General features: G+C 65.4%; 22 protein-coding genes. 13 read left to right on the top strand and 9 right to left on the bottom strand.

From position 1 onward, the window contains the following. The 7 genes from ACSC1Y_RS07495 to ACSC1Y_RS07465 all read right to left on the bottom strand — a co-directional run bounded on the left by ACSC1Y_RS07495 (position 1) and on the right by ACSC1Y_RS07465 (position 8,718). On the bottom strand, positions 1-477 hold the full coding sequence (locus tag ACSC1Y_RS07495; protein WP_435334124.1) for a hypothetical protein: 477 nt from the start codon (positions 475-477) through the stop codon (positions 1-3). 362 nt (positions 478-839) lie between these two features. Further along, positions 840-1,682, bottom strand: a complete 843-nt coding sequence (locus ACSC1Y_RS07490) for a polyprenyl synthetase family protein (protein ID WP_435334123.1) — start codon at positions 1,680-1,682, stop codon at positions 840-842. A gap of 45 nt (positions 1,683-1,727) precedes the next feature. Continuing rightward, positions 1,728-4,157: a methyl-accepting chemotaxis protein gene (locus ACSC1Y_RS07485; protein ID WP_435334122.1), complete on the bottom strand. Its 2,430-nt coding sequence runs from the start codon at positions 4,155-4,157 to the stop codon at positions 1,728-1,730. Position 4,158: 1 nt separating this feature from the next. Continuing rightward, positions 4,159-5,277: a BMP family lipoprotein gene (locus ACSC1Y_RS07480; RefSeq protein ID WP_435334121.1), complete on the bottom strand. Its 1,119-nt coding sequence runs from the start codon at positions 5,275-5,277 to the stop codon at positions 4,159-4,161. Between the two features lie 251 nt (positions 5,278-5,528). Beyond that, positions 5,529-6,485: an electron transfer flavoprotein subunit alpha/FixB family protein gene (locus tag ACSC1Y_RS07475; protein ID WP_435334120.1), complete on the bottom strand. Its 957-nt coding sequence runs from the start codon at positions 6,483-6,485 to the stop codon at positions 5,529-5,531. Next, on the bottom strand, positions 6,482-7,279 hold the full coding sequence (locus tag ACSC1Y_RS07470) for an electron transfer flavoprotein subunit beta/FixA family protein (RefSeq protein WP_435334118.1): 798 nt from the start codon (positions 7,277-7,279) through the stop codon (positions 6,482-6,484). The genes ACSC1Y_RS07475 and ACSC1Y_RS07470 overlap by 4 nt, the downstream gene beginning before the upstream one ends. A gap of 89 nt (positions 7,280-7,368) precedes the next feature. After that, the gene (locus ACSC1Y_RS07465) at positions 7,369-8,718 is read right to left on the bottom strand and encodes a helix-turn-helix transcriptional regulator (protein ID WP_435334117.1); all 1,350 of its coding nucleotides are present in this window, start codon (positions 8,716-8,718) and stop codon (positions 7,369-7,371) included. A 152-nt stretch (positions 8,719-8,870) separates the two neighbouring features. On the opposite strand from ACSC1Y_RS07465, the gene ACSC1Y_RS07460 reads away from it, so the two are divergent. Both ACSC1Y_RS07460 and ACSC1Y_RS07455 read left to right on the top strand, forming a co-directional pair. After that, entirely contained in the window at positions 8,871-10,094 is a 1,224-nt protein-coding gene (locus ACSC1Y_RS07460; protein ID WP_435334116.1) for a DUF7096 domain-containing protein, read from the top strand. Positions 10,095-10,163: 69 nt separating this feature from the next. Continuing rightward, positions 10,164-10,736 carry a type IV pilin domain-containing protein gene (locus ACSC1Y_RS07455; RefSeq protein WP_435334115.1) on the top strand — a complete coding sequence of 191 codons (573 nt, stop codon included), beginning with the start codon at positions 10,164-10,166 and terminating at the stop codon, positions 10,734-10,736. Here ACSC1Y_RS07455 and ACSC1Y_RS07450 read toward each other — a convergent pair. Further along, positions 10,619-11,314, bottom strand: coding sequence for a methyltransferase domain-containing protein (locus tag ACSC1Y_RS07450; protein ID WP_435334114.1), 696 nt, complete (start codon positions 11,312-11,314; stop codon positions 10,619-10,621). The genes ACSC1Y_RS07455 and ACSC1Y_RS07450 overlap by 118 nt on opposite strands. 135 nt (positions 11,315-11,449) lie before the next feature. Between ACSC1Y_RS07450 and ahaH the strand changes: the two genes are divergently transcribed. The 8 genes from ahaH to ACSC1Y_RS07410 all read left to right on the top strand — a co-directional run bounded on the left by ahaH (position 11,450) and on the right by ACSC1Y_RS07410 (position 19,633). Continuing rightward, entirely contained in the window at positions 11,450-11,782 is a 333-nt protein-coding gene (gene ahaH / locus ACSC1Y_RS07445; RefSeq protein ID WP_435334113.1) for an ATP synthase archaeal subunit H, read from the top strand. Further along, complete coding sequence (locus tag ACSC1Y_RS07440; protein ID WP_435334112.1) at positions 11,769-13,973, top strand: V-type ATP synthase subunit I; 2,205 nt, start codon at positions 11,769-11,771, stop codon at positions 13,971-13,973. Before ahaH ends, ACSC1Y_RS07440 begins: the two co-directional genes overlap by 14 nt. Positions 13,974-14,174: 201 nt before the next feature. Next, positions 14,175-14,465, top strand: a complete 291-nt coding sequence (locus tag ACSC1Y_RS07435) for a hypothetical protein (protein ID WP_435334111.1) — start codon at positions 14,175-14,177, stop codon at positions 14,463-14,465. A 21-nt stretch (positions 14,466-14,486) separates the two neighbouring features. After that, the gene (locus tag ACSC1Y_RS07430) at positions 14,487-15,071 is read left to right on the top strand and encodes a V-type ATP synthase subunit E (protein WP_435334110.1); all 585 of its coding nucleotides are present in this window, start codon (positions 14,487-14,489) and stop codon (positions 15,069-15,071) included. Continuing rightward, the gene (locus ACSC1Y_RS07425; protein WP_435334108.1) at positions 15,068-16,129 is read left to right on the top strand and encodes a V-type ATP synthase subunit C; all 1,062 of its coding nucleotides are present in this window, start codon (positions 15,068-15,070) and stop codon (positions 16,127-16,129) included. The genes ACSC1Y_RS07430 and ACSC1Y_RS07425 overlap by 4 nt, the downstream gene beginning before the upstream one ends. Further along, positions 16,126-16,449, top strand: coding sequence for a V-type ATP synthase subunit F (locus ACSC1Y_RS07420; RefSeq protein ID WP_435334107.1), 324 nt, complete (start codon positions 16,126-16,128; stop codon positions 16,447-16,449). Before ACSC1Y_RS07425 ends, ACSC1Y_RS07420 begins: the two co-directional genes overlap by 4 nt. A 3-nt stretch (positions 16,450-16,452) precedes the next feature. After that, positions 16,453-18,216, top strand: coding sequence for an ATP synthase subunit A (locus ACSC1Y_RS07415; protein ID WP_435334106.1), 1,764 nt, complete (start codon positions 16,453-16,455; stop codon positions 18,214-18,216). Positions 18,217-18,220: 4 nt separating this feature from the next. Further along, on the top strand, positions 18,221-19,633 hold the full coding sequence (locus tag ACSC1Y_RS07410) for an ATP synthase subunit B (protein ID WP_435334105.1): 1,413 nt from the start codon (positions 18,221-18,223) through the stop codon (positions 19,631-19,633). Positions 19,634-19,671: 38 nt separating this feature from the next. On the opposite strand, the gene ACSC1Y_RS07405 is transcribed toward ACSC1Y_RS07410, so the two are convergent. Continuing rightward, positions 19,672-19,845: a DUF8143 family protein gene (locus ACSC1Y_RS07405; RefSeq protein WP_435334104.1), complete on the bottom strand. Its 174-nt coding sequence runs from the start codon at positions 19,843-19,845 to the stop codon at positions 19,672-19,674. A 58-nt stretch (positions 19,846-19,903) separates the two neighbouring features. On the opposite strand from ACSC1Y_RS07405, the gene ACSC1Y_RS07400 reads away from it, so the two are divergent. From ACSC1Y_RS07400 to ACSC1Y_RS07390, 3 genes are all read left to right on the top strand, one after another. Continuing rightward, positions 19,904-20,119, top strand: coding sequence for a zinc ribbon domain-containing protein (locus tag ACSC1Y_RS07400; protein WP_435334103.1), 216 nt, complete (start codon positions 19,904-19,906; stop codon positions 20,117-20,119). 87 nt (positions 20,120-20,206) lie between these two features. Continuing rightward, the gene (locus tag ACSC1Y_RS07395) at positions 20,207-20,896 is read left to right on the top strand and encodes a V-type ATP synthase subunit D (RefSeq protein WP_435334102.1); all 690 of its coding nucleotides are present in this window, start codon (positions 20,207-20,209) and stop codon (positions 20,894-20,896) included. 56 nt (positions 20,897-20,952) lie between these two features. Next, on the top strand, positions 20,953-21,369 hold the full coding sequence (locus ACSC1Y_RS07390; RefSeq protein ID WP_435334101.1) for a DUF6276 family protein: 417 nt from the start codon (positions 20,953-20,955) through the stop codon (positions 21,367-21,369). Positions 21,370-21,377 lie beyond the last annotated feature (8 nt).

Here is a 21,377-nt window from a genome sequence, read left to right as displayed (position 1 = left end):
TTATTCTGCGGTCGGTTCTCGCGGCTGGGTTCGGCTGGTGAGCCGCATCCGTGCCAGTCGCCGGAGGCCGTTTCCGAGGAGCAGGAGGCCGCCGAGAAGCGTGAGGTACCACTGGGGCGTCGGGACGAAGGTCCCGGAGAACGGCGCGAGGACGGAGTAGCCGCGAATCATCGTCGCGCCGTAGTAGAGCCCCCAGGTGCAGGTGAGGAGCCCGGCACCGGCGGAGAGGCCCCACCGCCTCCTCGCGTGCCAGTTCCGGCCGACGGCGAGGGTCCCGAGGAGGGCGGCGGCGACCGGGAGCCAGTCGAGCGGGGTGAAGCCGGGCCACATCTTGAAGAGACCGATGGTTGGGACTGCTGCGTCCGGTGGGAGCGTCGGATTCACCCGGACCCACGGGCCGTAGGACCCGTAGGCCGTGAGTATCGACCCGAGCAGGACCAGTGCCTGCTCGGCGCGGGAGGGAGGGCTGGTCGGCATACTTGACGTGTCGATGTATCGGGATAAATCTCTTCTGTGGCGTGTCGTGGAGGTGAGCGTGGGAGAGGTGAGCGTGGGAGCGTCGGAGTGACTGGCAGTGCCGGGACACTGGTCCGAATCACGATGGAAACGAGAACCGCCCCGCACAGCCTCGCACAGCCTCGCACCACTGCTCACGGCTGGTGAACCAGCCGTTCGCCACGAGGCGACTGCGTCGCCTCGCTCTCCTCCCCAGCCGACTCGGTGCTCGCCTCCGGCTCACACCTCGCCCCTCGCGCGATTTCGACAGCCGCCCCTCGCTATCGCTCGGATCGACTCTCCGCACGCGCCAGAGTGAGTGTTCAGAAACAGTCGTTCGCCGTCTACCGCTCTCTGACGACCACGAACTGCGCCAGGTCGCGGAGGTACTCCCGGGCCTGCGAGTCGCCGGAGTCGACCTTCGCCAGGGCGTCGAGGGCGGCCTCGGCCTCGGCCTTCGCCCGCTCGTTGGCCTCCTCTGGCGTGAGCTCCGTGACCTGCACGACCGAGGGCCGCTCCATCTCCTCGTCCTGTCCGGTCGGCTTGCCGAGGTCGTCGGCGTCCGCTGTGGCGTCGAGGACGTCGTCGCGAATCTGGAAGGCGATGCCGACGCGCTCGGCGTACTCGCCCAGCGCCTCGACCGTGTAGGCGTCGGCCTCGGCGGCGATGGCACCGAGTTCGGCCGCGGCGCGGAACAGCGCGCCCGTCTTCCGGCGGGCGAGCTCCATGTACTCCTCCTCGTTCGTGGGCTGGGAGACGAGCTCTGTCGCCTCGCCCTCGCTCAGTTCGACCATCGCCTCGGCGACGACCTGCATCGCCTGCGGGTTCGACGAGAACAGGGCGAACGCCTCGCCGAGCAGGCCGTCGGAGGCGACGATGGCCGGGCCGTAGCCGTACTCCGACCAGGCCGCGGCGGTCCCCCGGCGAACCGCGGACTGGTCGATGATGTCGTCGACGACCAGACTCGCGTTGTGTACGAGTTCGATACCCACCCCGAAGTCGACCGCGTCCTCCGCGTCCCCACCTGCGGTCTCGCACGCGAGGACCGTGACCGTCGGCCGGACGCGCTTGCCGCCGGAGAGCGAGACGTGTCGCAGCTCCTCGGCGAGAGCCGACGGTTCGACGGCGTCGAGCACCTCGACTAACCGGTCGTCGACGAGCCCGCGCCGGCGCTTCAAGAACTCCATCACAGTCGGCTTGGGAACGCCCCGAAAAGTAGGTGACGGAACGCGTCAGTGGTCGCCGAAGCGGAACTCGGGGCCCTGGCCGTCCGTCTGCGGTTCCTGGGACAGCTCCTGGTGGTGCTCCGGTTGACGCTGCTGCTCAGACGCAGCGTGCTGTTCGGACGACGTGTGCTGTTCGGACGACGTGGTCAGCTCGTCGGGCGACGCGTGGTCGACGGACTCGACGTCGTCAGCCTCGCCGGTCTCGAAGCGGTCGAGTGCCCGGCTGAGGAACGACGCCTGCTGTGCGAGGTTGCTCGCACTGTCGGTGACCTCGGAGAGGGAGGAGGTCTGCTCCTCGGCGGCCGCGGCCACGTTCTCGGCCTCGGCCGTCGTCTCCTCGGAGATGGTCGCCGCTTCGTCCATCATGGCGACGACCTCCTCGGTGGAGGCAGCCTGCTCTTCGGACGCCGCCGATATCTCCTGGACGCCGTCGTTCGTGTGCTCTGCGTACTCGGCGATCTCGTCGAGCGCACCGGCCGCGTTCTCGACGGCGGTCCGGTTCTCGGAGACGCGAGCGGAGGTCTTCTGGACCTCTTCTGCGGTGCGGTCCGTCTTGGTCTGGATACCCTCGAGGCGCTCTTCGATGTCGTCGGCAGCGCCCTTGGTCTCCTCTGCGAGTTCCTTGACCTGCTGTGCGACGACCGCGAAGCCGTCGCCGTCACCGGCGCTGCCGCCGCGGGAGGCCTCGATGTTCGCGTTCAGCGCGAGCATGTTGGTCTCCTTTGCGACGCCGGAGATGAACTCGATGAGCTCGTCTATCTGCTCCATCTCGCGTTCGAGTTCGGCGATGGCCTCGACGGCCTCGCTCGAGTCCTCCTCGATCTCTCCCATGCTCTCGATGGCCGCCTGTGCGGCTTCACGTCCCTGCCGGCCGGTCTCGGCCGTCCGCTGGGCGAGGTCCGCGACCTCGTTCGAGGAGGCCGCGATCTCCTCGGTCGTGGTCGACAGCGAGTCCATCTCCGCGGAGACGTTCTGGAACTGTGCGTGCTGGCGTTCGGAGCCGTCCGAGATCTCCTGCACCGAGGTCGAGACCTGCTGACTGGCGCTCTGGACCTCCTCGGCGCTGGCGGTAACCTCCTCTGACGCGCTCGCGACGTCGGTCGCGAACGAGCGGAGTCGGGCCACGGTCGCGTCCATCTCGGCGAGCATCTCGTTGAACTCCCGGGCGATGGCCGCCATGGACTCGTTGTCCGATTCCGGGTCCATCCGGGCCGTGAGGTCGCCGTCGGCACACCGCTGCATGACCTGCGAGTACTCGGACGCCTTGTGCTCGAGGTGCTGGTTGAGCCGTTCCGCCTGCGCCTGGGCGGCCTCTGCGTCGGCGCGTGCGTCGTTCGCCTCCTGAATCTGTGCCCGGAGCGAGTCGCGCATTCCGGCGAAGCCGTCGTACAGACGACCGATCTCGTCGACGCGGTTCGACTCGAGGTCGACGTCGAGGTTCCCGTCTTCCATCTCGCTGGCTCGGTCGCGCAGGCGAGCCAGCGGCGTGACGGTCTGGCGACCGAGCACGATACCGACGAGGCCGAGCGCGAGCAGCCCGCTCAGGACGATGGCGCCGACGTTGAACCCGACCGCGTCGCGAACGGCGAACGCGGTCTCGGTGTCGACGCTGGTGATGGCGACCCAGTTGGTCCCCTCGACAGGGGCGTACGCGTGGACCTGACCGTTGGCCTCCTGGAAGGTGGTGTCCTCGGTGGCGCGTGCCTCGTCGAGCGAGGCCTCGTGGACGGCCGGGTCGATGGAGCCGCCCGGCGTGAGGACGGTTCCGCCTTTCTCGTTGATGATGCGGGTCTGGCCGTCCGTCTCGGAGTCCTTGATGGTCTCCAGGTGGGACTGGATACGCGTGACGACGACGACGTACCGGTCGTCCGTGTTCGGTACGGCGCTCGCGAACGCGACGACGTCACCGCGGGTGTACGGCATCAGCGGCGAGTCGTAGGAGCTGTCGGAGACCCACACCTGGTCGGCGGTGTCGGCCGAGCCCGAGGTTACCTTCGCGTTGGCCCACGGGACGCCCAGCTTCTCGAGCTGGAAGCCGACGATGGGGTCGGTACTCGCCATCACGCGGCCGGTCGAGCTGTTGACCATGTGGATGCCGAGGATGTCGTTCGACAGCCGTGACTGTTCGGTCTGCAGGTACGAGTCGGCGTTACCGTCGGACTGTAGTGCCTCACCGGCGGAGACCGACCGTGTCTGGGTGCGCATGCTCTGGGTCCACTCGGAGAGCGACGACGCCCGGAGCGCACTCGTCTCCTGGAGCTGTGCCTGCGTGTTCGACTCGACCGTGTCCTTCGTCTGGACGTAGCCTGCGGCACCGATTGAGCCGATGATGAGGACGACGAAGAAGATGGAGACCGCGAACTTGACCGAGTACCGTTTCCGGATGAATCCGGGTGTCAGCATCGCCGCGATGGAGCGGGAGGAATCGTCTCCCATGTCAGTTCTCCTCCATCGTCGACGGTACGTCGATGCTCCCGCCGATGATAGCCTGTCGGGAGTCGTCGAGTTTCGACTTCACGCCGTCGGGAATTTCCTCGCCGACGGGGCTGCCGTAGACGGCCTTCACACCGTTCTGTTCGAGGCCGAGCGAGGTGATGCTCCCGCCACCGAACTCGTCGTTGTGGACGTTCTCGATGGCCTGGAACACCGCGGTGTCGACGCGCTTGACCATGCTCGCGAGGATGACGTTCGCGTAGCGCGGGTCACTCGCGGACTGGTCGGAGTCGACGCCGATGGCGAACCGGCCGTTCTCCTGTGCGGCCTGGAAGACGCCGATTCCGCTGCCACCCGCCGCGTGGTAGACGATGTCCGCACCGTCGTCGTACATCTTCTGCGCCGCGGCCTTGCCTCCCTCGGCGTCGGCGAAACTGCCCACGTACGAGGTCAGGACCTCTACATTCTCGTCTGCGTGTGCGACGCCGGCTTTGAAGCCCGCCTCGAACTTCTCGATGAGGCCGGACTCCACGCCGCCGACGAAGCCCACGGTCTTCCGGTCGAGTCGGGTCTGGCCCGCGCCGGCAGAGAAGCCCTGGTTCGTCAGCAGGCCCGCGAGGTGGCCCACCTGGAACGAGCCCTCGTGCTCTTTGAACGTGTAGTTCGCGACGTTGTCGCGCTGGACGACGGAGTCGATGAGCATGAACTGCTGGTCAGGGTGCTCCTTCGAGACCTTCTTCAGCGACGACTGCTGCAGGAAGCCGACGCACACGGTCAGGTCGAACGCCGGGTCGGTCGACTCGGCGTACTGCGTCTGGAGTTTGCCCATGTCCTCGACCTTCGCCGGAACCTCGTTCTTGTACTCGACACCGAACTCGACGCGCGCCTTCTTGACGCCGCGGTTCGCCATGTCGTTGAACGATTCGTCACCGAGTCCACCCGTCGCGTACAACATCCCGATGGTCGTCGCGCCCGGGTCGACCTTCGGTCTGGCTGTCGTCGTCGGTCCGCCGCCGTCGCCCGATTGCATCCCGGGCACGGCCGACGTACAGCCCGCGAGCGCCGCGGCGATGGCCCCACCGGCCATCCCGAGCGCCCGTCGTCGTGTCGTCTGGCTTGGCATGATACGTGTCCAATCACTTGTAACACTTATTTCTATTTGCCGATACACGTTGCCGACCCAGTGCGAAAGTCCGTCACGCCACCCGAGGACGGCAGCGCTGTGAGTATCGTCCGGATGGGGCGTTCGTACTGAAAATTTATATGATTGCTCGAGAGGATATGTGCGGTTTGCTATCGAGCAACACGGGATGGGCGGTGGGATGCAGCGCTCGAGGGGTGATCGCTGAAAAACGGAAGACGGTATCGCTCGCTCTACGAGAACTGCTCGATGAGTGCCGGAACGACGTCGAACAGGTCGTCGACGACGCCGTAGTCAGCGATGTCGTAGATGGGCGCGTTCGGGTCGGTGTTGATGGCGACGATGGTCTCGGCGCCCTTCATCCCGGCGACGTGCTGGACCGCCCCGGAGATGCCGATGGCGATGTAGACGTCGGGGGTGACGACCTTCCCGGACTGGCCGACCTGGCGGTTCTTCGGCAGCCAGCCGGCGTCGACGATGGGGCGCGAGGATGAGACCGTCGCGTCGAGTGCGTCTGCGAGCTCGAAGATGAGGTCGAGGTTGTCCTCCTCCTCGATACCGCGGCCGACGCTGACGAGCACGTTCGCCTCGCTGATGTCGACGTCGCCGCCGGCGACCTCCTCGAAGCCGGTGACGGTCGAGCGAACCAGAGACTCGTCGATGTCCGCGTCGAACGCCTCGACGGCGGCGTCGCCGGCGTCCTCGGTGGCGGGCCACTCGCCCGGCCGGACGGACAGTGCGACGTGTTCGGCGGGGACGGTGGTCGTCGTCTCGACCTTGCCGCCGTACATCTCGCGGTGGGCCGACAGCGTGTCGCCGTCGAGTTCCATCGAGACGAGGTCGCTGACGTAGGGCAGGTCGAGTCGGTTCGCGACTGCCGGCGCGTAGTCGAGGCCGTTGACGGAGTTCGGCATGACGACGAACTGCGGGCCGATATCGTCGTACAGCTGCTCGATGACCTGCGTGTAGACGTCGTGGTTGAACTCCTCGCCCTCGGCGACGGTGTGGATGGTGTCCACGCCGTCGAGCGAGAGCTGCTCGGCGAAGGTGTCGACGTCGCCGGAGATGACGGCGACGTGGAGCTCGCCGCCGGTCGCGTCGGCGAGTTCGCGGCCGGCCGTGACGAGTTCGAAGCTGACGTCGCGCAGTTCACCGCGGCGGTGTTCGGCGACGACGAGAATATCACTCATTGTGCGCCCACCCCCTTCTCGCGCAGCAGGTCAGCAAGTTGTGCGGCTTCCTCGTCGGGGCCGCCCTCGAAGTAGGTGGCGTCCCCTTCGGATTCGGGTTCGTACATGTCTACGAGTTCGAGGTCGTTCTCGACTGCCGCGGCGTCGAGGCCGAGGTCGCCGAGCGTCTTCGGGGCGATCTCCTTCTTCTGGGCCATCCGGATGCCGCGCAGGCTCGCGTAGCGCGGCTCGTTGATACCCGTCTGGATGGTGAGGACGGCGGGGAGCTCGACGTCGGTCAGCTCCTCGATGCCGCCTTCGAGCTCACGGCGCACGGACGCGACGTCGTCGGCGAGGGAGTCCTCGTCGAGGGCGTTGACGACCGCAGCCCACTCGAAGTCCACCGCGTCGGCCAGCGACACGCCCGTCGCGCCGAAGCCGTCATCGTCGGCCTGCACGCCGGAGAGCACGAGGTCGGGCTCCTCTTCGGCCACGACGGCCTCGAGGATGCGCGTCTTCGCGTTCACGTCGAGCAGGTCGACGCCGGCGAGTTCGTCGTCCCAGACGCGGATGGCGCGGTCTGCACCCTTGGCGAGCGCCATGCGGATGGTCTCCTCTGCGCGTTCTGGGCCGATAGTTACGGTCACGACTTCGTCGGCGATACCGGCCTCCTGTAGCTGGACGGCCTCCTCGACCGCGTAGTCGTCCCACTCGTTGAGGTCGTATTCGAGGTACGTCTCGTCGATGGACGTCCCATCGATCTCGAACTCGTCCTCGACGGTGGCCACCTCCTTGACAGTGACGAGAACCTTCATCGTAGGCACGTTCTGCAGGCACCCACGTAAATGGTTACGAAACGATGCGCCCGGCGTTCCCTGTTTCCGGGAGAATGTATAGAGTACTGTCAGTTGTTGTCGAAATCACCGATGGTCTCACCAGGGAGCGTGATGAGGTTCTCGCGACCGATACGGAGCTTCTCGATCTCGCCGTCTTCGTCCATCCCTGAGAGCAGTTGAGAGACCTTCGCGTTCGACCAGCCGGTCTCTTTGACGATGTTGGCCTGCTTCATCCGCCCGCCGTTCTTCCGGAGCATCCGGAGAACACGTTCTTCGTCCGACAGGAGCTCGGGGTCGATGGCCTCCTCTGCTTCCTCGGGTTCGGAGTCGTCCTCGCGGTCCTCGTCTGCAGTGGCCGCCTTCGCTCCCGCGGCAGTGGTGTCGGCGGCTGCGCCAGCGGCCTCGGAGACTCGTGTTTCGGCCTCGCCGGCTTCCACCGTAGCGGTTGGCGACGAGGTGGCGCCGGGCGCGTCACCGTCGTCGGCCGTCGTCCCACCGTTGGGTGTCGGCTTCGGCTCACCGAACTCTCGTTCGGTCTGCCAGCGAGCGAAGAGGTAACTCCCGGTTCCGACGAGGACGACGAGGACACCGATTCCGACGATGAGGAACGGGAAGCCCTGCTCGGGTTCCTCATCAGGGTCCGTCCCCGGCGGACTGTCGACGCGGACCCAGGTCGCCTCGATGTAGCCCGGGTCGAACGTCTGTGGGCCGTCCCACACGAGCGAGCTGTCGTCGGCACCCTTGTTCGCCGGCGAGTTCGTGATGGCGTAGTTCGGGGGCTCGTTGATGACGAGTCGCTGTCCCTCGTACAGCCGGGGGAACCACGTCTCGTTCTCCGTTCCGAACGCGTCTCCCACGACGATCTTGTCGTCCTCGACCTTCGAGAAGTTCGTCCACGTGAAGGTGTACGTCAGTTCGCCTATCTTCGTCTCCGGCTCGGCCGGCGTCGGGGAGGCCGTGGTGTTCACGTCGGCAGTCGTGGACGCCACCGTCGTCGTGGGTGTGCCGGACGCGGGGACGGGGCCGATGCTTGGTTTCTTCCAGCCGGCGTTCCGGATCTCCATCTTCCGTCCGGTCCACGCGGAGGCCTGGGCGGCGAACCGCTCGAAGGTACTGCGTGAGAACCGCGTGTCGGCCGACCCGCCCTCGACGTCCCGCGCGTACTGCCTGAACGCCGTCGTCTCGTTCTCACCAGTCAACCGGTACCGGTACGTGATAGACCACTCCGCGTCGCCTGACTGTGTCAGGTTGACCTCGATGACCGTGGCCGGGTCCGCAGGCTCGAACGGGGCGACCGCAGAAACGTCGGTTGATCCGACCTGCGTGGCCGGCTGCGCGCCGCCCTGAACGGTTGCCCCAGCGCTGACAGCAACCGTGGAGAGCAGGAGGGCGGCGACGAGCACGGAGAGGTTCCGCATACGAACCCGTCCATCGCCCGGGGAAAAAACGCTTTCCATCGGAGATAAAACATCAGCAGGCGTTATGAAACGTCTCAACCGCGCTCATGCTTCGACGCGGACACCGTCTCACGCCGACCGGTTTTTGTAGTCCCATCCTGTATGAGTGACCGATGAGACGTTTCACGTGCGTCGTCCTCGCCATCCTCCTCGCGACGACGCCGATGCTGGCGGCGTCAGGGGGCCCAGCATCGGGCCAGGCTGACTCGCGGCAGGCCGATGGCCCGTTCGCGTCGTCCGTCGATGGCCCCTCCGTTACGGATACCCGAACGGCCGCATCCATCGTGCCGTCGAACAACACGACACGGCGGCTGTCGCTCGATACGCTCGCGGACCAGACGTACGCCACCCCCGGTTCCGACTTCGGAGCGACCGTCGTGATGACCCGCGACAGGCTCTCTCGCGGGCTGGACGTCGAACTTCTCACCTTGCGGACCTCGAAAGCGTCGTCTCCCGAGGCCCGAAAGGCACTCGTCGACGGACAGGTCCAGCAGCTCGAACGACAGATCGGGGAATTGAAAATAGCCGAACGCGACGCGATACGGGCGTACGGTGCCGGTTCGATATCCGATCGCGAACTGCTCGTACGGCTCGCTCTCGTCGGCGAACGTGCCGAAGAGCTCGAAGCCGCCGTGACGGCGGTCGAAGACACGACCGGCCGCGAGCTGCGGTACCTCCACCGGCAGGTCGACGAGTACCAGTCCGAGACTCGACAGACCCTGATGGAGTCGCTCGAAGGCGAGCGCGAGGTGCCCGTGGTCCAGCTCCGTCGCGCCGAGCAGGGCGTCGTCGTCCACATGGTCACCTCGACGTCGAACGGTGGACTGTACCTCCGCGAGGCCGTCAGACTGGACAACCGTGACACCAACGCCTCGACCGGGTTCAGCGGACTCAGCGAGTTCTTCGACTTCGTCCAGCAGGAGTACCCGTATCTCGGACAGGGTGGGACCCAGTGGCTCCTCGCACAGGGCGACTGGTTCCACGAGACGACCCACTCCCAGGGAACCGTCAGGTTCTACGTCGACGGTTCCGAACGGAAGGTATACCGCGAGTACCAGACGCTGCGGACCGCCGAACTCCCGGTGAGTACGACGACCAACGTCACCCGGGACGACGTCGTCGTCACCGCCGCCCACACCGCCAACGGTGGACCCATCAAGCTCACCGTCCGCACGGCAGAGGGTGAGAGCCCGCTGACCGGGGCGGTACTCGTCGACGGACAGGTCGTCGGGAAGACGAACGGGAACGGCGTCCTCTGGTACGTCCCGCCGGCCGGCCAGCACCAGGTCACCGTGGAGACGGCCGACGGGACCGTGACGGTCACGGTTCCGAACTGACGGCCCGGTTCCGAACTGTCCTTCGATTCCACCCCGCAGTTCTTGTACGAAGACGCGGCCAGAGGAGCCGTGCGCTCCACTCGTGCCGTCAACCCGGTCCTCGGAACCGTCCTCATGCTCACGGTCACGCTCGCGCTCGCGAGCGTCGTCGCCGTCGGTGCGTTCGATACAACTCCACCGCCTGCACCGTCCCAGGCCCGGTTCGAGCTGACGGCCGACCCCGTGACGAACCGGCTGACGCTGACCCACGCGGGGGGAGATGCGCTGGACACGACGGACCTGCGGGTGGTGGTCTCCATCGACGACGAACGTCTGCGGTACCAGCCGCCCGTTCCGTTCTTCTCGGCGCGCGGGTTCGCACCGGGGCCGACGGGGCCGTTCAACTCGGCGTCGGATTCACAGTGGACCGCAGGAGAGTCGGCGAGTGTGCGGCTCGCGGGCACCAACAGTCCCGCACTCTCGCCGGGAGCGCGCGTGTGTGTCGAACTGTACGACGGGTCGACGCTACTGGCGACGGTCGAGAGTCATGCCTCCGCTTCCGCCTCGTTCTCGTCGCGCTCGGTGTCGGTCGCCTCGGACGAATCCGCGTTCTCGTCCGTGGGCGCACGCGCGAGAGTCGTGATGGCGATGTCCGGGTCGTAGTCGGGGCCCATCAGTCGGTGCTGTATCTGCTCGAAGCCGGCGGCCGTGAACATCTGGTCGGCCTCCGCCTCGTCGTAGAAGAGCATGATGGCGTCGGCGAGCTTCTGGAAGACGGTCGACTTCGGGTAGTTCGGGCCGACGACCAGTACCTGCCCGCCCGGCTTGACGACGCGCCGGAACTCGCGGAGCGTCCGCACCGGCTGTGGCCAGTACTCGATGGAGCCCGACGACCAGACCACGTCGAAGCTGTCCGTCTTGAAGGGGAGGCGCTCGGCGTCGCCCATGTGGAAGTGGACGTCGCCGCGCTTGCCGAACTTCGCGAAGGCCTTCTCCAGCTGGTGCGGGCTCTGGTCGAGCGCCCAGACCTCGTCGACGTTCTCGTGTGCCAGCAGCCCTTCGGTCGCGAAGCCCGTGCCACACCCGACGTCGAGGACGCGGTCGTCCTCGTCGATGTCGAGCATCCCGATCGCCTCGGTACGCATCTCTTCGTTCCAGATGAACGGGTTGATGGTATCGTACACCTTCGAGAGATACTTGTAGAACAGCCGTGCACGCGCCTTGTTCTCGAGGATTCCCATTGGCCGAGGCTTGGGAAGCTCCCGGCATAGTTCTGTCGCGATGGAGTCGCCCCCGGTTCGAGAGACGGGGCGCCTGCCTCACGACCTTTCGCAACTACCTTATAGGCGCTGTGTAAACAGTCGCGTGATTAAGCCATGCCGAGGCCAGAGGTTCTCGAACGCATCAAAACGGCCGAGACGGAGGCCGACGAAATCGTCGCGGAGGCGGAAGCCGACGCTGACGAGCGCATCGCCGAGGCCCGGGAACGTGCCGAAGAGATCCGCCAGGAGGCGGAGGAGGAGGCACGTGAACTCGAGTCCGAACGCCTCGAGGAGGCTCGCGAAGAGATAGCGGAAGAACGCGAGCGCATCCTCGAAGCGGGAGAGGAAGAACGCGAGGAACTCCGTTCCCGCGCCGAGAGTCGTACCGACGAGGTCGTCGACTACGTCCTCGAGACATTCAAGGAGGAGGTACATGTACAGACCTGAGAAAATGAGCAAGGTCTCGGTGACGGGGTCCAAGGCGGTCATGGACGACGTCATCGAGACGGTCCACGACATAAACCTCGTCCACCTGAGCGACTACGACGGCTCCTGGGAGGGCTTCGAGAACGGCGACCCCGTCGAAGGGGCCGACGCCGCTTCCGAGAAGCTCGTCACGGTCCGCTCCATCAAGAGCATCCTCGGGGTCGAGGCTGAACACGCCGGCCCGAGTCGTATCGTCACCGACGACGCACTCGACGAGGAACTCGAATCGGTTCGCGTCGAGGCGAACGAACTCGACGACCGACGCAACGAGCTCGAAGCCGAGCTCCGCGACGTCGACGAGGAGATCGACTCGATGGCGCCGTTCGCCGAGCTCGGTATCCCGCTCCACCTGCTGTCCGGCTACGACTCGCTGCTGGTCGGCGTCGGTGAGGGTGACGTAGAGGAAGTCACGAAGGAGCTCGAGGAGGCGAAGGCCATCCGGACGTACGACGTCCAGTCCGGCGAGGGCGACCTCGTCGCCGTCTTCGCGTACCCCGAGTCGAACGCCCGTGAGGACATCCTCGACGACCTGCTCGTCCGCGCGAACTTCACGCGACAGGAGGTTCCGGACGCGGAGGGTGACCCGGTCGAGTACATCGAGGAGCTGAAACACCGGAAACAGCAGCTCCAGTCGAAGCTGGCGACGGTCGAAGACGAGATACACGACCTCCGACTCGACGCCGCGAGCTTCCTGATGGCCGCCGAAGAGCGCCTGACCATCGACGTCCAGAAGTCGGAGGCACCGCTGCAGTTCGCGACGACGGAGAGCGCCTTCGTCGCCGAGGGCTGGATCCCGACGGAAGCGGTCAGCCGCCTCGAGCGCGACATCGACGCCACCGTCGGCGACCACGCCGCGGTGGAGGAGCTCGAGCGCGCCGAGTACCGCGACGGTCACGCACACAACACGGAGCCCGTTCCCGAGGCAGATAGCCAGCACGCGAGCGGCAAGGAGGCCGCGACCGACGGCGGCGTCGTCACGATGAACGACAGCCCGCCGACGATGCAGAAGAACGCCGAGCCGGCAGAGCCGTTCGAACTGCTGACCAAGATGGTCGGCCTGCCGAGCTACGACGAGATCGACCCGACGTTCTTCCTGATGCTCACCTTCCCCGTGTTCTACGGGTTCATGATCGGTGACCTCGGCTACGGTATTCTGTACACCGCGGCCGGCTTCGCGATGTACTCCAAGTTCGACAGTGACGCCATCAAGGCCCTCGGCGGCATCGCCATGTGGGCGGGTGGCTTCACGATGCTGTTCGGTATCCTGTACGGCGAGATATTCGGCCTCCACGTCCTCGGTGACGTGCTGTTCGGCGGCAAGCCGCCGATGCACAAGGGCCTCCAGCCGCACTACTCGCAGTACGGCCAGACCTGGCTGTTCGTCAGCCTGCTCGCCGGCCTCGCGCACCTGACGCTGGGGTACTTCTTCGGCGTCATCAACAACATCAGCCACGGCATCAAGGACGTCGTGCTCCACAACCTCTCGTGGCTCACGATGATGATCGGCCTCTGGCTGGCCATCCTGAGCAAGGCTCAGCGTGGCATCAAGCCGGACTTCCTGTTCACCACGCTGGGTGGTGAGCACCCGGCCTACGACCTCGGCTTCACCGGACTGCCGGAGAGCTTCGGGACGATCGGCCTCGGGCTGTTCTTCCTGGGCCTCGTCGTGATGACGTACGGTGAGTTCGAGCACATGGGTGCTCCGGGACTGGTCGTCGGTCCGCTGGAGTCCGTCAACGTGCTGGTCAACGTCCTCTCGTACCTGCGGCTCGCGGCGGTGCTGCTGGCGAAGGCAGGCATGGCGTTCGTCGTCAACCTGCTCTTCTTCGGCGTGTACGTCACCGGCCACGGTGAGGACGCCTCGTGGCACTTCGCCACGGGTCACATGCCCCACGTCGGCGACATGCACCACGGCCACGAGGTGACCGAGATCATGTTCGGCGGTCTGCTCCACGGCGGTATCGGGATGGCGCTCATCGGCGTCCTCATCCTCGTCGTCGGGCACTTCGCCGTGCTGCTGCTCGGTGTCACCAGTGCCGGCCTGCAGGGAATCCGTCTCGAGTACGTCGAGTTCTTCGACAAGTTCTACGACGGCGACGGCCGCGCGTTCGAGCCCTTCGGCTACGAGCGCACCCACACGACCGAAGACTGAGCTGCACCTGCGGTTCGAGGCGGTCTCTTCTTTCACTGTTGTTCACGAGCGACCGGCCAGTTTGGCCAAACACAATCGAAAGTATAAACCCCTCTCACCTCGCCATCTAGCGTTTACACGGGTGGAGAGCGGCTTCTTTTGGGAAGTTTTATGGGTCCAGTACGGGGAATACCGACTGTTCGGTTAGAGGTACACGTAATCATGTTCGAAGCTCTCGACATCGGGATGAACGCACTGAACAGCGCAACAGAACTCGCCTCCGTCCTCCTCCAGGAGGGGACCGGTGGCAACGCCCCGGCTATTCCGAAGGGCTCCGGTGCCGCCCTCGGTATCGGTCTCGCCGCGATCGGCGCAGGCTACGCAGAGCGTGGTATCGGATCGGCGGCCGTCGGCGCCCTCGCCGAGGACTCCATCAGTACTGGTATCGCGGTCTTCCTGACGGTCCTGCCGGAGACCCTGGCGATTTTCGCGCTCGTCGCGCTCTTCGTCTAAACCGCCTCCACCTTCTTACCAATGAGTCTGGAAACAGTAGTTGAGGACATACGAGACGAAGCCCGCGCGCGTGCGGACGATATCCGCGAAGACGCCGAGGCCGAGGCCGAGGAGATCGTCTCCGAGGCGGAAGCCGATGCCGAGGAGACGCTCGAAGACGCAAAGCGCGCGGCAGAACGAACGGTAGCACAGGAGCGCGAACAGCAGCTCTCGAGCGCCAAACTGGAGGCCAAGCAGATGCGCCTCGAAGCTCGCCGTGACGTCCTCGAGGAGGTCCGCGAGCAGGTCGAGGAGGCCATCGTCTCCCTCGACGGCGACGAGCGCGAGGAACTGACTCGTGCACTGCTCGACGCCGCCGCGGCCGAGTTCGACGACGGTGACGACATCTCCGTCTACGGCCGCGCCGACGACGATGCACTGCTCGAAGACATCCTCGCGGACTACGACGGCTTCAGCCACGCAGGCGAGTACGACTGCCTGGGTGGCGTTGTCGTCGAGAGCGAGGAGAGTCGCCTCCGGGTCAACAACACGTTCGACTCGGTGCTCGAAGACGTCTGGGAGGACAACCTCCGCGAGATATCCACCAGGCTGTTCGACGAGCAATGAGTCAGAGCGAAAGCGGTTCGAATCCGGAATACGTCAACGCCCGCGTCAGGGCACGTCGAGCCAAGCTGTTCGACGACGAGGACTACCGGAAGCTCGTCCGCATGGGGCCGGGTGAGATCGCCCGCTACATGGAAGAGACCGAGTACGAGGACGAGATGAACGCGCTCGGGTCGCGCTTCTCCGGCGTCGACCTCATCGAGTACGCGCTCAACCGGAACCTCGCGAAGCACTTCGAGGACATCCTCGGGTGGGCCACCGGTCACATCTACGAGCAGATAGCGGTCTACCTCCGCAAGTTCGACGCGTGGAACGTCAAGACGATTCTGCGCGGTCTGTACGCGGACAGCCCCACGGAAGAGGTCGAAGCAGACCTCATCCGTGCCGGTGAGTTCGACGACCGGTTCCTCCAGCGACTGCTCGAAGCGCAGTCCATCGAGGACGTCGTCGAGCAGCTCCAGGGAACCCTCTTCGGGCCCGGACTGACCGACGCGATGGAGCAGTACGAGGCGGAGAACGTCCTCGTCCCGCTCGAGAACGCGGTCGACCGTGCCTTCTACGACCACCTCCTCGAGGCGGTCGGGACGGTCGAGGACACGGACAGTCCGGCGGCGCTCTACCTCGAGTACCTGCAGGCGGAGATCGACTTCCGGAACGTCCGGAACGCCCTGCGCCTCGCACGGAGCGGCTCGGACCTCGACCCCTCGGAGTACTTCATCGAGGGCGGTCGACTGTTCGACGCCGACGAGCTCACCCAGCTTGTGAGCAACACGGACGAGCTCGTCGCACGCATCCGCGACAGCCCGTACGGTGACAAGCTGTCGGGCGCGCTGAACGAACTCGAGGAGGCGGAGAGCCTCATCGGCTTCGAGCGTGCACTCGACGCGGCGCTGCAGGAGTACGCAGACCACCTCTCGCACGTGTTCCCGCTCTCCATCTGTCCCGTCCTGGCGTACCTCATCGCCAAGGAGCGCGAGATCGACAACATCCGCGCCATCGCACGGGGCAAGGAGGCAGGGCTCGACGAGGAAGCAATCGAAGCGGAGCTGGTCACGATATGAGCCAGGAGATAGCGGTCATCGGCAGTCCGGACTTCACCACCGGGTTCCGACTCGCAGGCGTACGGAAGTTCGAGAGCGTCCCCGACGACGAGAAGGGCGACGAACTCGACGACGCCGTGCGCCGAACCGCGGAGGACGAGGGCGTCGGCATCGTCGTGATGCACGCGGACGACCTCGACTACCTCTCGCGCGAGCCACGGAACATCGTCGACACGAGCGTCGAACCCGTGTTCGTCACGCTCGGCGGCGAGGGTGGACAGAGCGGACTGCGAGACCAGATCAAGCGAGCCATCGGTATCGACCTGATGGAGGAAGACTAAATCATGAGTCAAGCAACAGAATCCGACTCCGTCCGCGAGGACGGCGTCATCGAGAGCGTGAGCGGTCCGGTCGTGACCGCCGCGGACCTCGACGCCCGGATGAACGACGTCGTCTACGTCGGTGACGAAGGGCTGATGGGCGAGGTTATCGAAATCGAAGGGAACCTGACCACGATTCAGGTGTACGAGGAGACGTCCGGCGTCGCCCCCGGTGAACCCGTCGAGAACACGGGCGAGCCGCTGACGGTCGACCTCGGGCCGGGCATGCTGAACTCCATCTACGACGGTGTCCAGCGCCCGCTCGACGAGCTGGAGGCGAAGATGAACTCGGCGTTCCTCGACCGTGGTGTCGACGCACCCGGTATCGACCTCGAGAAGACCTGGGAGTTCACGCCCACGGTCGACGAGGGCGACGAGGTGGCACCCGGCGACGTCGTCGGGACCGTCCCCGAGACCGAGTCCATCGAGCACAAGGTGATGGTGCCGCCCAACTACGAGGGAGGCGTCGTCGCCTCCACCGAGTCCGGCAACTTCGCGGTTCAAGAGACGGTCATCGAACTCGAGAACGGCGAAGAGATCTCGATGTACCAGGAGTGGCCGGTCCGGAGTGCCCGTCCCTCCGCAGAGAAGAAGACGCCGCGAGAGCCGCTCGTCTCCGGACAGCGCATCCTCGACGGCCTGTTTCCCATCGCGAAGGGTGGGACGGCGGCGATTCCGGGTCCGTTCGGCTCCGGGAAGACCGTCACCCAGCACCAGCTCGCGAAGTGGGCCGACGCGGACATCGTCGTCTACGTCGGCTGTGGCGAGCGTGGGAACGAGATGACGGAAGTCATCGAGGACTTCCCGGAACTGGAGGACCCGATGACGGGCAAACCGCTGATGTCGCGGACGTGCCTCATCGCGAACACCTCCAACATGCCGGTCGCAGCGCGTGAGTCCTGCATCTACACCGGTATCACCATCGCGGAGTACTTCCGTGACATGGGCTACGACGTCGCACTCATGGCAGACTCCACCTCGCGGTGGGCAGAGGCCATGCGTGAGATCTCGTCCCGTCTCGAGGAGATGCCCGGTGAGGAGGGCTACCCCGCCTACCTCGCCGCGCGTCTCTCCGAGTTCTACGAGCGCGCAGGGAAGTTCGAGAACATCAACGGCACGGAGGGTTCGGTGTCTGCGATCGGTGCAGTCTCGCCGCCGGGCGGTGACTTCTCCGAGCCCGTCACGCAGAACACCCTGCGTATCGTGAAGACGTTCTGGGCGCTGGACGCAGACCTCGCCGAGCGTCGTCACTTCCCCGCCATCAACTGGAACGAGTCCTACTCGCTGTACAAGGACCAGCTCGACCCCTGGTACCGAGAGAACGTCCGCGAGGACTTCCCGGAGAAGCGCCAGTGGGCCGTCGACGTCCTCGACGAGGAGGCAGAACTGCAGGAAATCGTCCAGCTCGTCGGGAAGGACGCGCTGCCGGAGGACCAGCAGCTGACCCTCGAGGTCGCGCGCTACCTCCGCGAAGCGTGGCTCCAGCAGAACGCGTTCCACGACGTGGACACCTACTGCGAACCCGAGAAGATCTACATGATGCTCGACGCCATCAAGACGTTCAACGACGCGGCGTTCGAGGCACTCGACGCGGGCGTCCCCGTCGAGGAGATCCAGGATATCGACGCTGCACCGCGGCTCAACCGCATGAACGTGCAGGAAGAGTACGAGCAGTACATCGAGGAGCTCGAAGACGACATTCGGAGTCAGCTCCGGGAGCTGTACTAAGACCATGAAGGAGTACCAGACGATTACAGAGATCAGCGGCCCGCTGGTGTTCGCCGAGGTCGACGAGCCGATCGGTTACGACGAGATCGTCGAAATCGAGACGCCGTCCGGCGAGACCAAGCGTGGCCAGGTGCTCGAATCCACGAACGGCCTGGTATCCATCCAGGTCTTCGAGGGCACCACCGGTATCGACCGCAAGTCGTCCGTCCGCTTCCTGGGCGAGACGATGAAGATGCCCGTCACCGAGGACCTCCTCGGGCGGGTCCTGGACGGGTCCGGCCGACCGATCGACGGCGGCCCGGACATCGTCCCCGAAGAGCGCCGCGACATCGTCGGCGCGGCTATCAACCCGTACTCGCGCGAGTACCCCGAGGAGTTCATCCAGACCGGTGTCTCCGCCATCGACGGGATGAACACCCTCGTCCGTGGCCAGAAGCTGCCGATCTTCTCGGCGTCCGGTCTGCCGCACAACGACCTCGCACTCCAGATCGCCCGTCAGGCGACGGTGCCGGAGGAGAACGAGGGCGGCGACGGCGAAGACTCCGAGTTCGCAGTCATCTTCGGCGCCATGGGTATCACCGCAGAAGAGGCGAACGAGTTCATGGAGGACTTCGAGCGCACGGGCGCACTCGAGCGCTCCGTCGTCTTCATGAACCTCGCGGACGACCCCGCAGTCGAGCGGACGGTCACCCCGCGACTCGCACTCACCACCGCCGAGTACCTCGCGTTCGACAAGGGGTACCACGTACTGGTCATCCTCACGGACATGACCAACTACTGTGAGGCGCTGCGCGAGATCGGTGCGGCCCGCGAAGAGGTTCCGGGTCGCCGTGGCTACCCCGGGTACATGTACACCGACCTGGCCCAGCTCTACGAGCGCGCCGGTCGACTGAAGGACCGCGAGGGCTCCGTCACGCAGATTCCCATCCTGACGATGCCGGGTGACGACGACACGCACCCGATTCCCGACCTGACGGGATACATCACGGAGGGGCAGATCGTGATGGACCGTGACCTCAACTCGCAGGGTATCGAACCGCCGGTCGACGTGCTGCCGTCGCTGTCGCGCCTGATGGACGACGGTATCGGTGAGGGGCTCACCCGCGCCGACCACGCCGACGTGTCCGACCAGCTCTACGCCGCGTACGCGGAGGGTGAGGACCTGCGCGACCTCGTGAACATCGTCGGTCGCGAGGCGCTGTCCGAACTGGACAACAAGTACCTCGACTTCGCGGACCGCTTCGAGAACGAGTTCGTCGAGCAGGGCTACAACACCGACCGCTCCATCGAGGAGACGCTGGAGCTCGGCTGGGACCTGCTGTCGATGCTCCCCAAGGAGCAGCTCAACCGCATCGACGAGGAGCTCATCGAAGAGCACTACCGCGAAGACGCGTCGGCCGAGACGGTCGAAGCGTAATCCCGGTTCTTTCTCTCTCCGTCTCCAGCTGTCGAGAGCTATCGCGGTCGGTCTCCGTTTTCGTCGCCGGTATCGTTTCTCACCAGCCGTTCGGCTTCCGCGCGGTCCAGTTCCGTCGGGTTCGCCGTCTCGGCCTCGACGAACGTGTACACGACCAGTGTCCCGGCGAGCGAGCACGCGACGAACAGGGCGAACAGGAGGGTACCGGCCATGCCTCGAATTCGTGTCTGGCGAAAAAAGTATTTACGTAGTCACGAAGAACGCGCAAGTATGAGTCCTCCACCGGACCGCGGCGGCGACGGCTGCCCGAAATGTGGCCACAGGGAAACCGAGATAGACGCCATCTCGACGACCGGCTCCGGTCTCTCGAAGATGTTCGACATCCAGAACCGTCGGTTCAAGGTCATCTCGTGTACGAACTGCGGCTACTCCGAGCTGTACAAGGGAACCTCCGACGGCGACCTCGCGGACCTGTTCCTCGGTTGAGCGGGCGCCGTCGGCGCCCGCCCACACGCGCTCGCGCGTGAAGACAATCGTAAAGGGTTAACCGGCTGGCTGTGCAAGCACCTCGTAATGGCCAAGGACGTCAAGCCGACCCGCAAGAACTTGATGGCGATTGAAGATCGCATCGAGTTGTCCGAGCGGGGGCACGGGACGCTGGAGAAGAAGCGCGACGGTCTCATCATGGAGTTCATGGACATCCTCGACCAGGCGCAGGACGTCCGTTCGAACCTCGAGGACAACTACGACACCGCCCAGCAGAAGATCAACATGGCGCGCGCCATGGAGGGCGACGTCACCGTCCGCGGCGCCGCCGCGGCGCTGAAGGAACACCCCGAGATCACGACGGAGTCGAAGAACATCATGGGCGTCGTCGTGCCGCAGATCGAGTCCTCGAAGGTCAAGAAGTCGCTCGACGAGCGTGGCTACGGCGTGCTGGGAACGTCCGCCCGCATCGACGAGGCCGCAGAGGCCTACGAGGAACTGCTCGACTCCATCATCCTCGCCGCCGAGGTCGAGACGGCGATGAAGAAGATGCTCACGGAGATCGAGACGACCAAGCGCCGCGTCAACGCGCTGGAGTTCAAGCTCCTGCCCGAGCTCAAGGAGAACCAGGAGTTCATCGAGCAGAAGCTCGAAGAGCAGGAGCGCGAGGAGATCTTCCGCATGAAGAAGATCAAGGCGAAGAAGGAAGAAGAGGAGAAAGCAGCGCGGGCCGAGGAGTCCGAGGAGACGGAAGCCGGCGTCGTCGCCGCGAACTGACCTCGATTTCTGTTTCGCTACCTAGTTTTTAGACGGTCGGGAGTGATGGGTGTGCCATGCAGTGTTCCGAGTGCCGGTCCGAGACCGTCACGTTCGCCGTGCCGGCAGCAGCCGTCGAGTACGCACCGGGTGGGGCGGCCGCCGCAGCCATCTGTACGTCGTGTCTCAGCCTCCAGCCCGCGGAGGGAGACACGCCACCGACCGACCTGACACAGGTGAGTGACGCGTTCCCCGCCGACGAGGAAGCGGCGGCGGAGATCGCGCTCGTGGTGGGACTGATGAAGTCGCTCGCGCTCAACCGCCCGAAGATAGAGGAGCTGTTGACGAGCATCGAAGCCCGCGGCGTCGACCCGATGCTCGCGCTCGAGGAACTGGAGGCGGATTCGTCGCTGAGTCCGGTGGTCGCTATCGGCAGGCGACGGAGCCAGCTCGAACAGCTACTCGACTGGGGCGTAGAGAGCGAAGAGGAGTAGTCGGCCGT

It is taken from the genome of Haloarchaeobius lipolyticus (assembly GCF_051208015.1).
In the GTDB taxonomy this organism is placed as follows: Archaea; Halobacteriota; Halobacteria; order Halobacteriales; family Natrialbaceae; genus Haloarchaeobius.
Note: the sequence above shows the minus strand (reverse complement) of the source record. Positions and strands in the feature narration are given on the sequence as shown.

Bases quoted from the DNA above. Each gene is read 5' to 3' on its own strand.
- ACSC1Y_RS07495 (WP_435334124.1), bottom strand. From the start codon at position 477: ATGCCGACCAGCCCTCCCTCCCGCGCCGAGCAGGCACTGGTCCTGCTC.
- ACSC1Y_RS07490 (WP_435334123.1), bottom strand. From the start codon at position 1,682: ATGGAGTTCTTGAAGCGCCGGCGCGGGCTCGTCGACGACCGGTTAGTC.
- ACSC1Y_RS07485 (WP_435334122.1), bottom strand. From the start codon at position 4,157: ATGGGAGACGATTCCTCCCGCTCCATCGCGGCGATGCTGACACCCGGA.
- ACSC1Y_RS07480 (WP_435334121.1), bottom strand. From the start codon at position 5,277: ATGCCAAGCCAGACGACACGACGACGGGCGCTCGGGATGGCCGGTGGG.
- ACSC1Y_RS07475 (WP_435334120.1), bottom strand. From the start codon at position 6,485: ATGAGTGATATTCTCGTCGTCGCCGAACACCGCCGCGGTGAACTGCGC.
- ACSC1Y_RS07470 (WP_435334118.1), bottom strand. From the start codon at position 7,279: ATGAAGGTTCTCGTCACTGTCAAGGAGGTGGCCACCGTCGAGGACGAG.
- ACSC1Y_RS07465 (WP_435334117.1), bottom strand. From the start codon at position 8,718: ATGCGGAACCTCTCCGTGCTCGTCGCCGCCCTCCTGCTCTCCACGGTT.
- ACSC1Y_RS07460 (WP_435334116.1), top strand. From the start codon at position 8,871: ATGAGACGTTTCACGTGCGTCGTCCTCGCCATCCTCCTCGCGACGACG.
- ACSC1Y_RS07450 (WP_435334114.1), bottom strand. From the start codon at position 11,314: ATGGGAATCCTCGAGAACAAGGCGCGTGCACGGCTGTTCTACAAGTAT.
- ahaH (WP_435334113.1), top strand. From the start codon at position 11,450: ATGCCGAGGCCAGAGGTTCTCGAACGCATCAAAACGGCCGAGACGGAG.
- ACSC1Y_RS07440 (WP_435334112.1), top strand. From the start codon at position 11,769: ATGTACAGACCTGAGAAAATGAGCAAGGTCTCGGTGACGGGGTCCAAG.
- ACSC1Y_RS07435 (WP_435334111.1), top strand. From the start codon at position 14,175: ATGTTCGAAGCTCTCGACATCGGGATGAACGCACTGAACAGCGCAACA.
- ACSC1Y_RS07430 (WP_435334110.1), top strand. From the start codon at position 14,487: ATGAGTCTGGAAACAGTAGTTGAGGACATACGAGACGAAGCCCGCGCG.
- ACSC1Y_RS07425 (WP_435334108.1), top strand. From the start codon at position 15,068: ATGAGTCAGAGCGAAAGCGGTTCGAATCCGGAATACGTCAACGCCCGC.
- ACSC1Y_RS07420 (WP_435334107.1), top strand. From the start codon at position 16,126: ATGAGCCAGGAGATAGCGGTCATCGGCAGTCCGGACTTCACCACCGGG.
- ACSC1Y_RS07415 (WP_435334106.1), top strand. From the start codon at position 16,453: ATGAGTCAAGCAACAGAATCCGACTCCGTCCGCGAGGACGGCGTCATC.
- ACSC1Y_RS07410 (WP_435334105.1), top strand. From the start codon at position 18,221: ATGAAGGAGTACCAGACGATTACAGAGATCAGCGGCCCGCTGGTGTTC.
- ACSC1Y_RS07405 (WP_435334104.1), bottom strand. From the start codon at position 19,845: ATGGCCGGTACCCTCCTGTTCGCCCTGTTCGTCGCGTGCTCGCTCGCC.
- ACSC1Y_RS07400 (WP_435334103.1), top strand. From the start codon at position 19,904: ATGAGTCCTCCACCGGACCGCGGCGGCGACGGCTGCCCGAAATGTGGC.
- ACSC1Y_RS07395 (WP_435334102.1), top strand. From the start codon at position 20,207: ATGGCCAAGGACGTCAAGCCGACCCGCAAGAACTTGATGGCGATTGAA.
- ACSC1Y_RS07390 (WP_435334101.1), top strand. From the start codon at position 20,953: ATGCAGTGTTCCGAGTGCCGGTCCGAGACCGTCACGTTCGCCGTGCCG.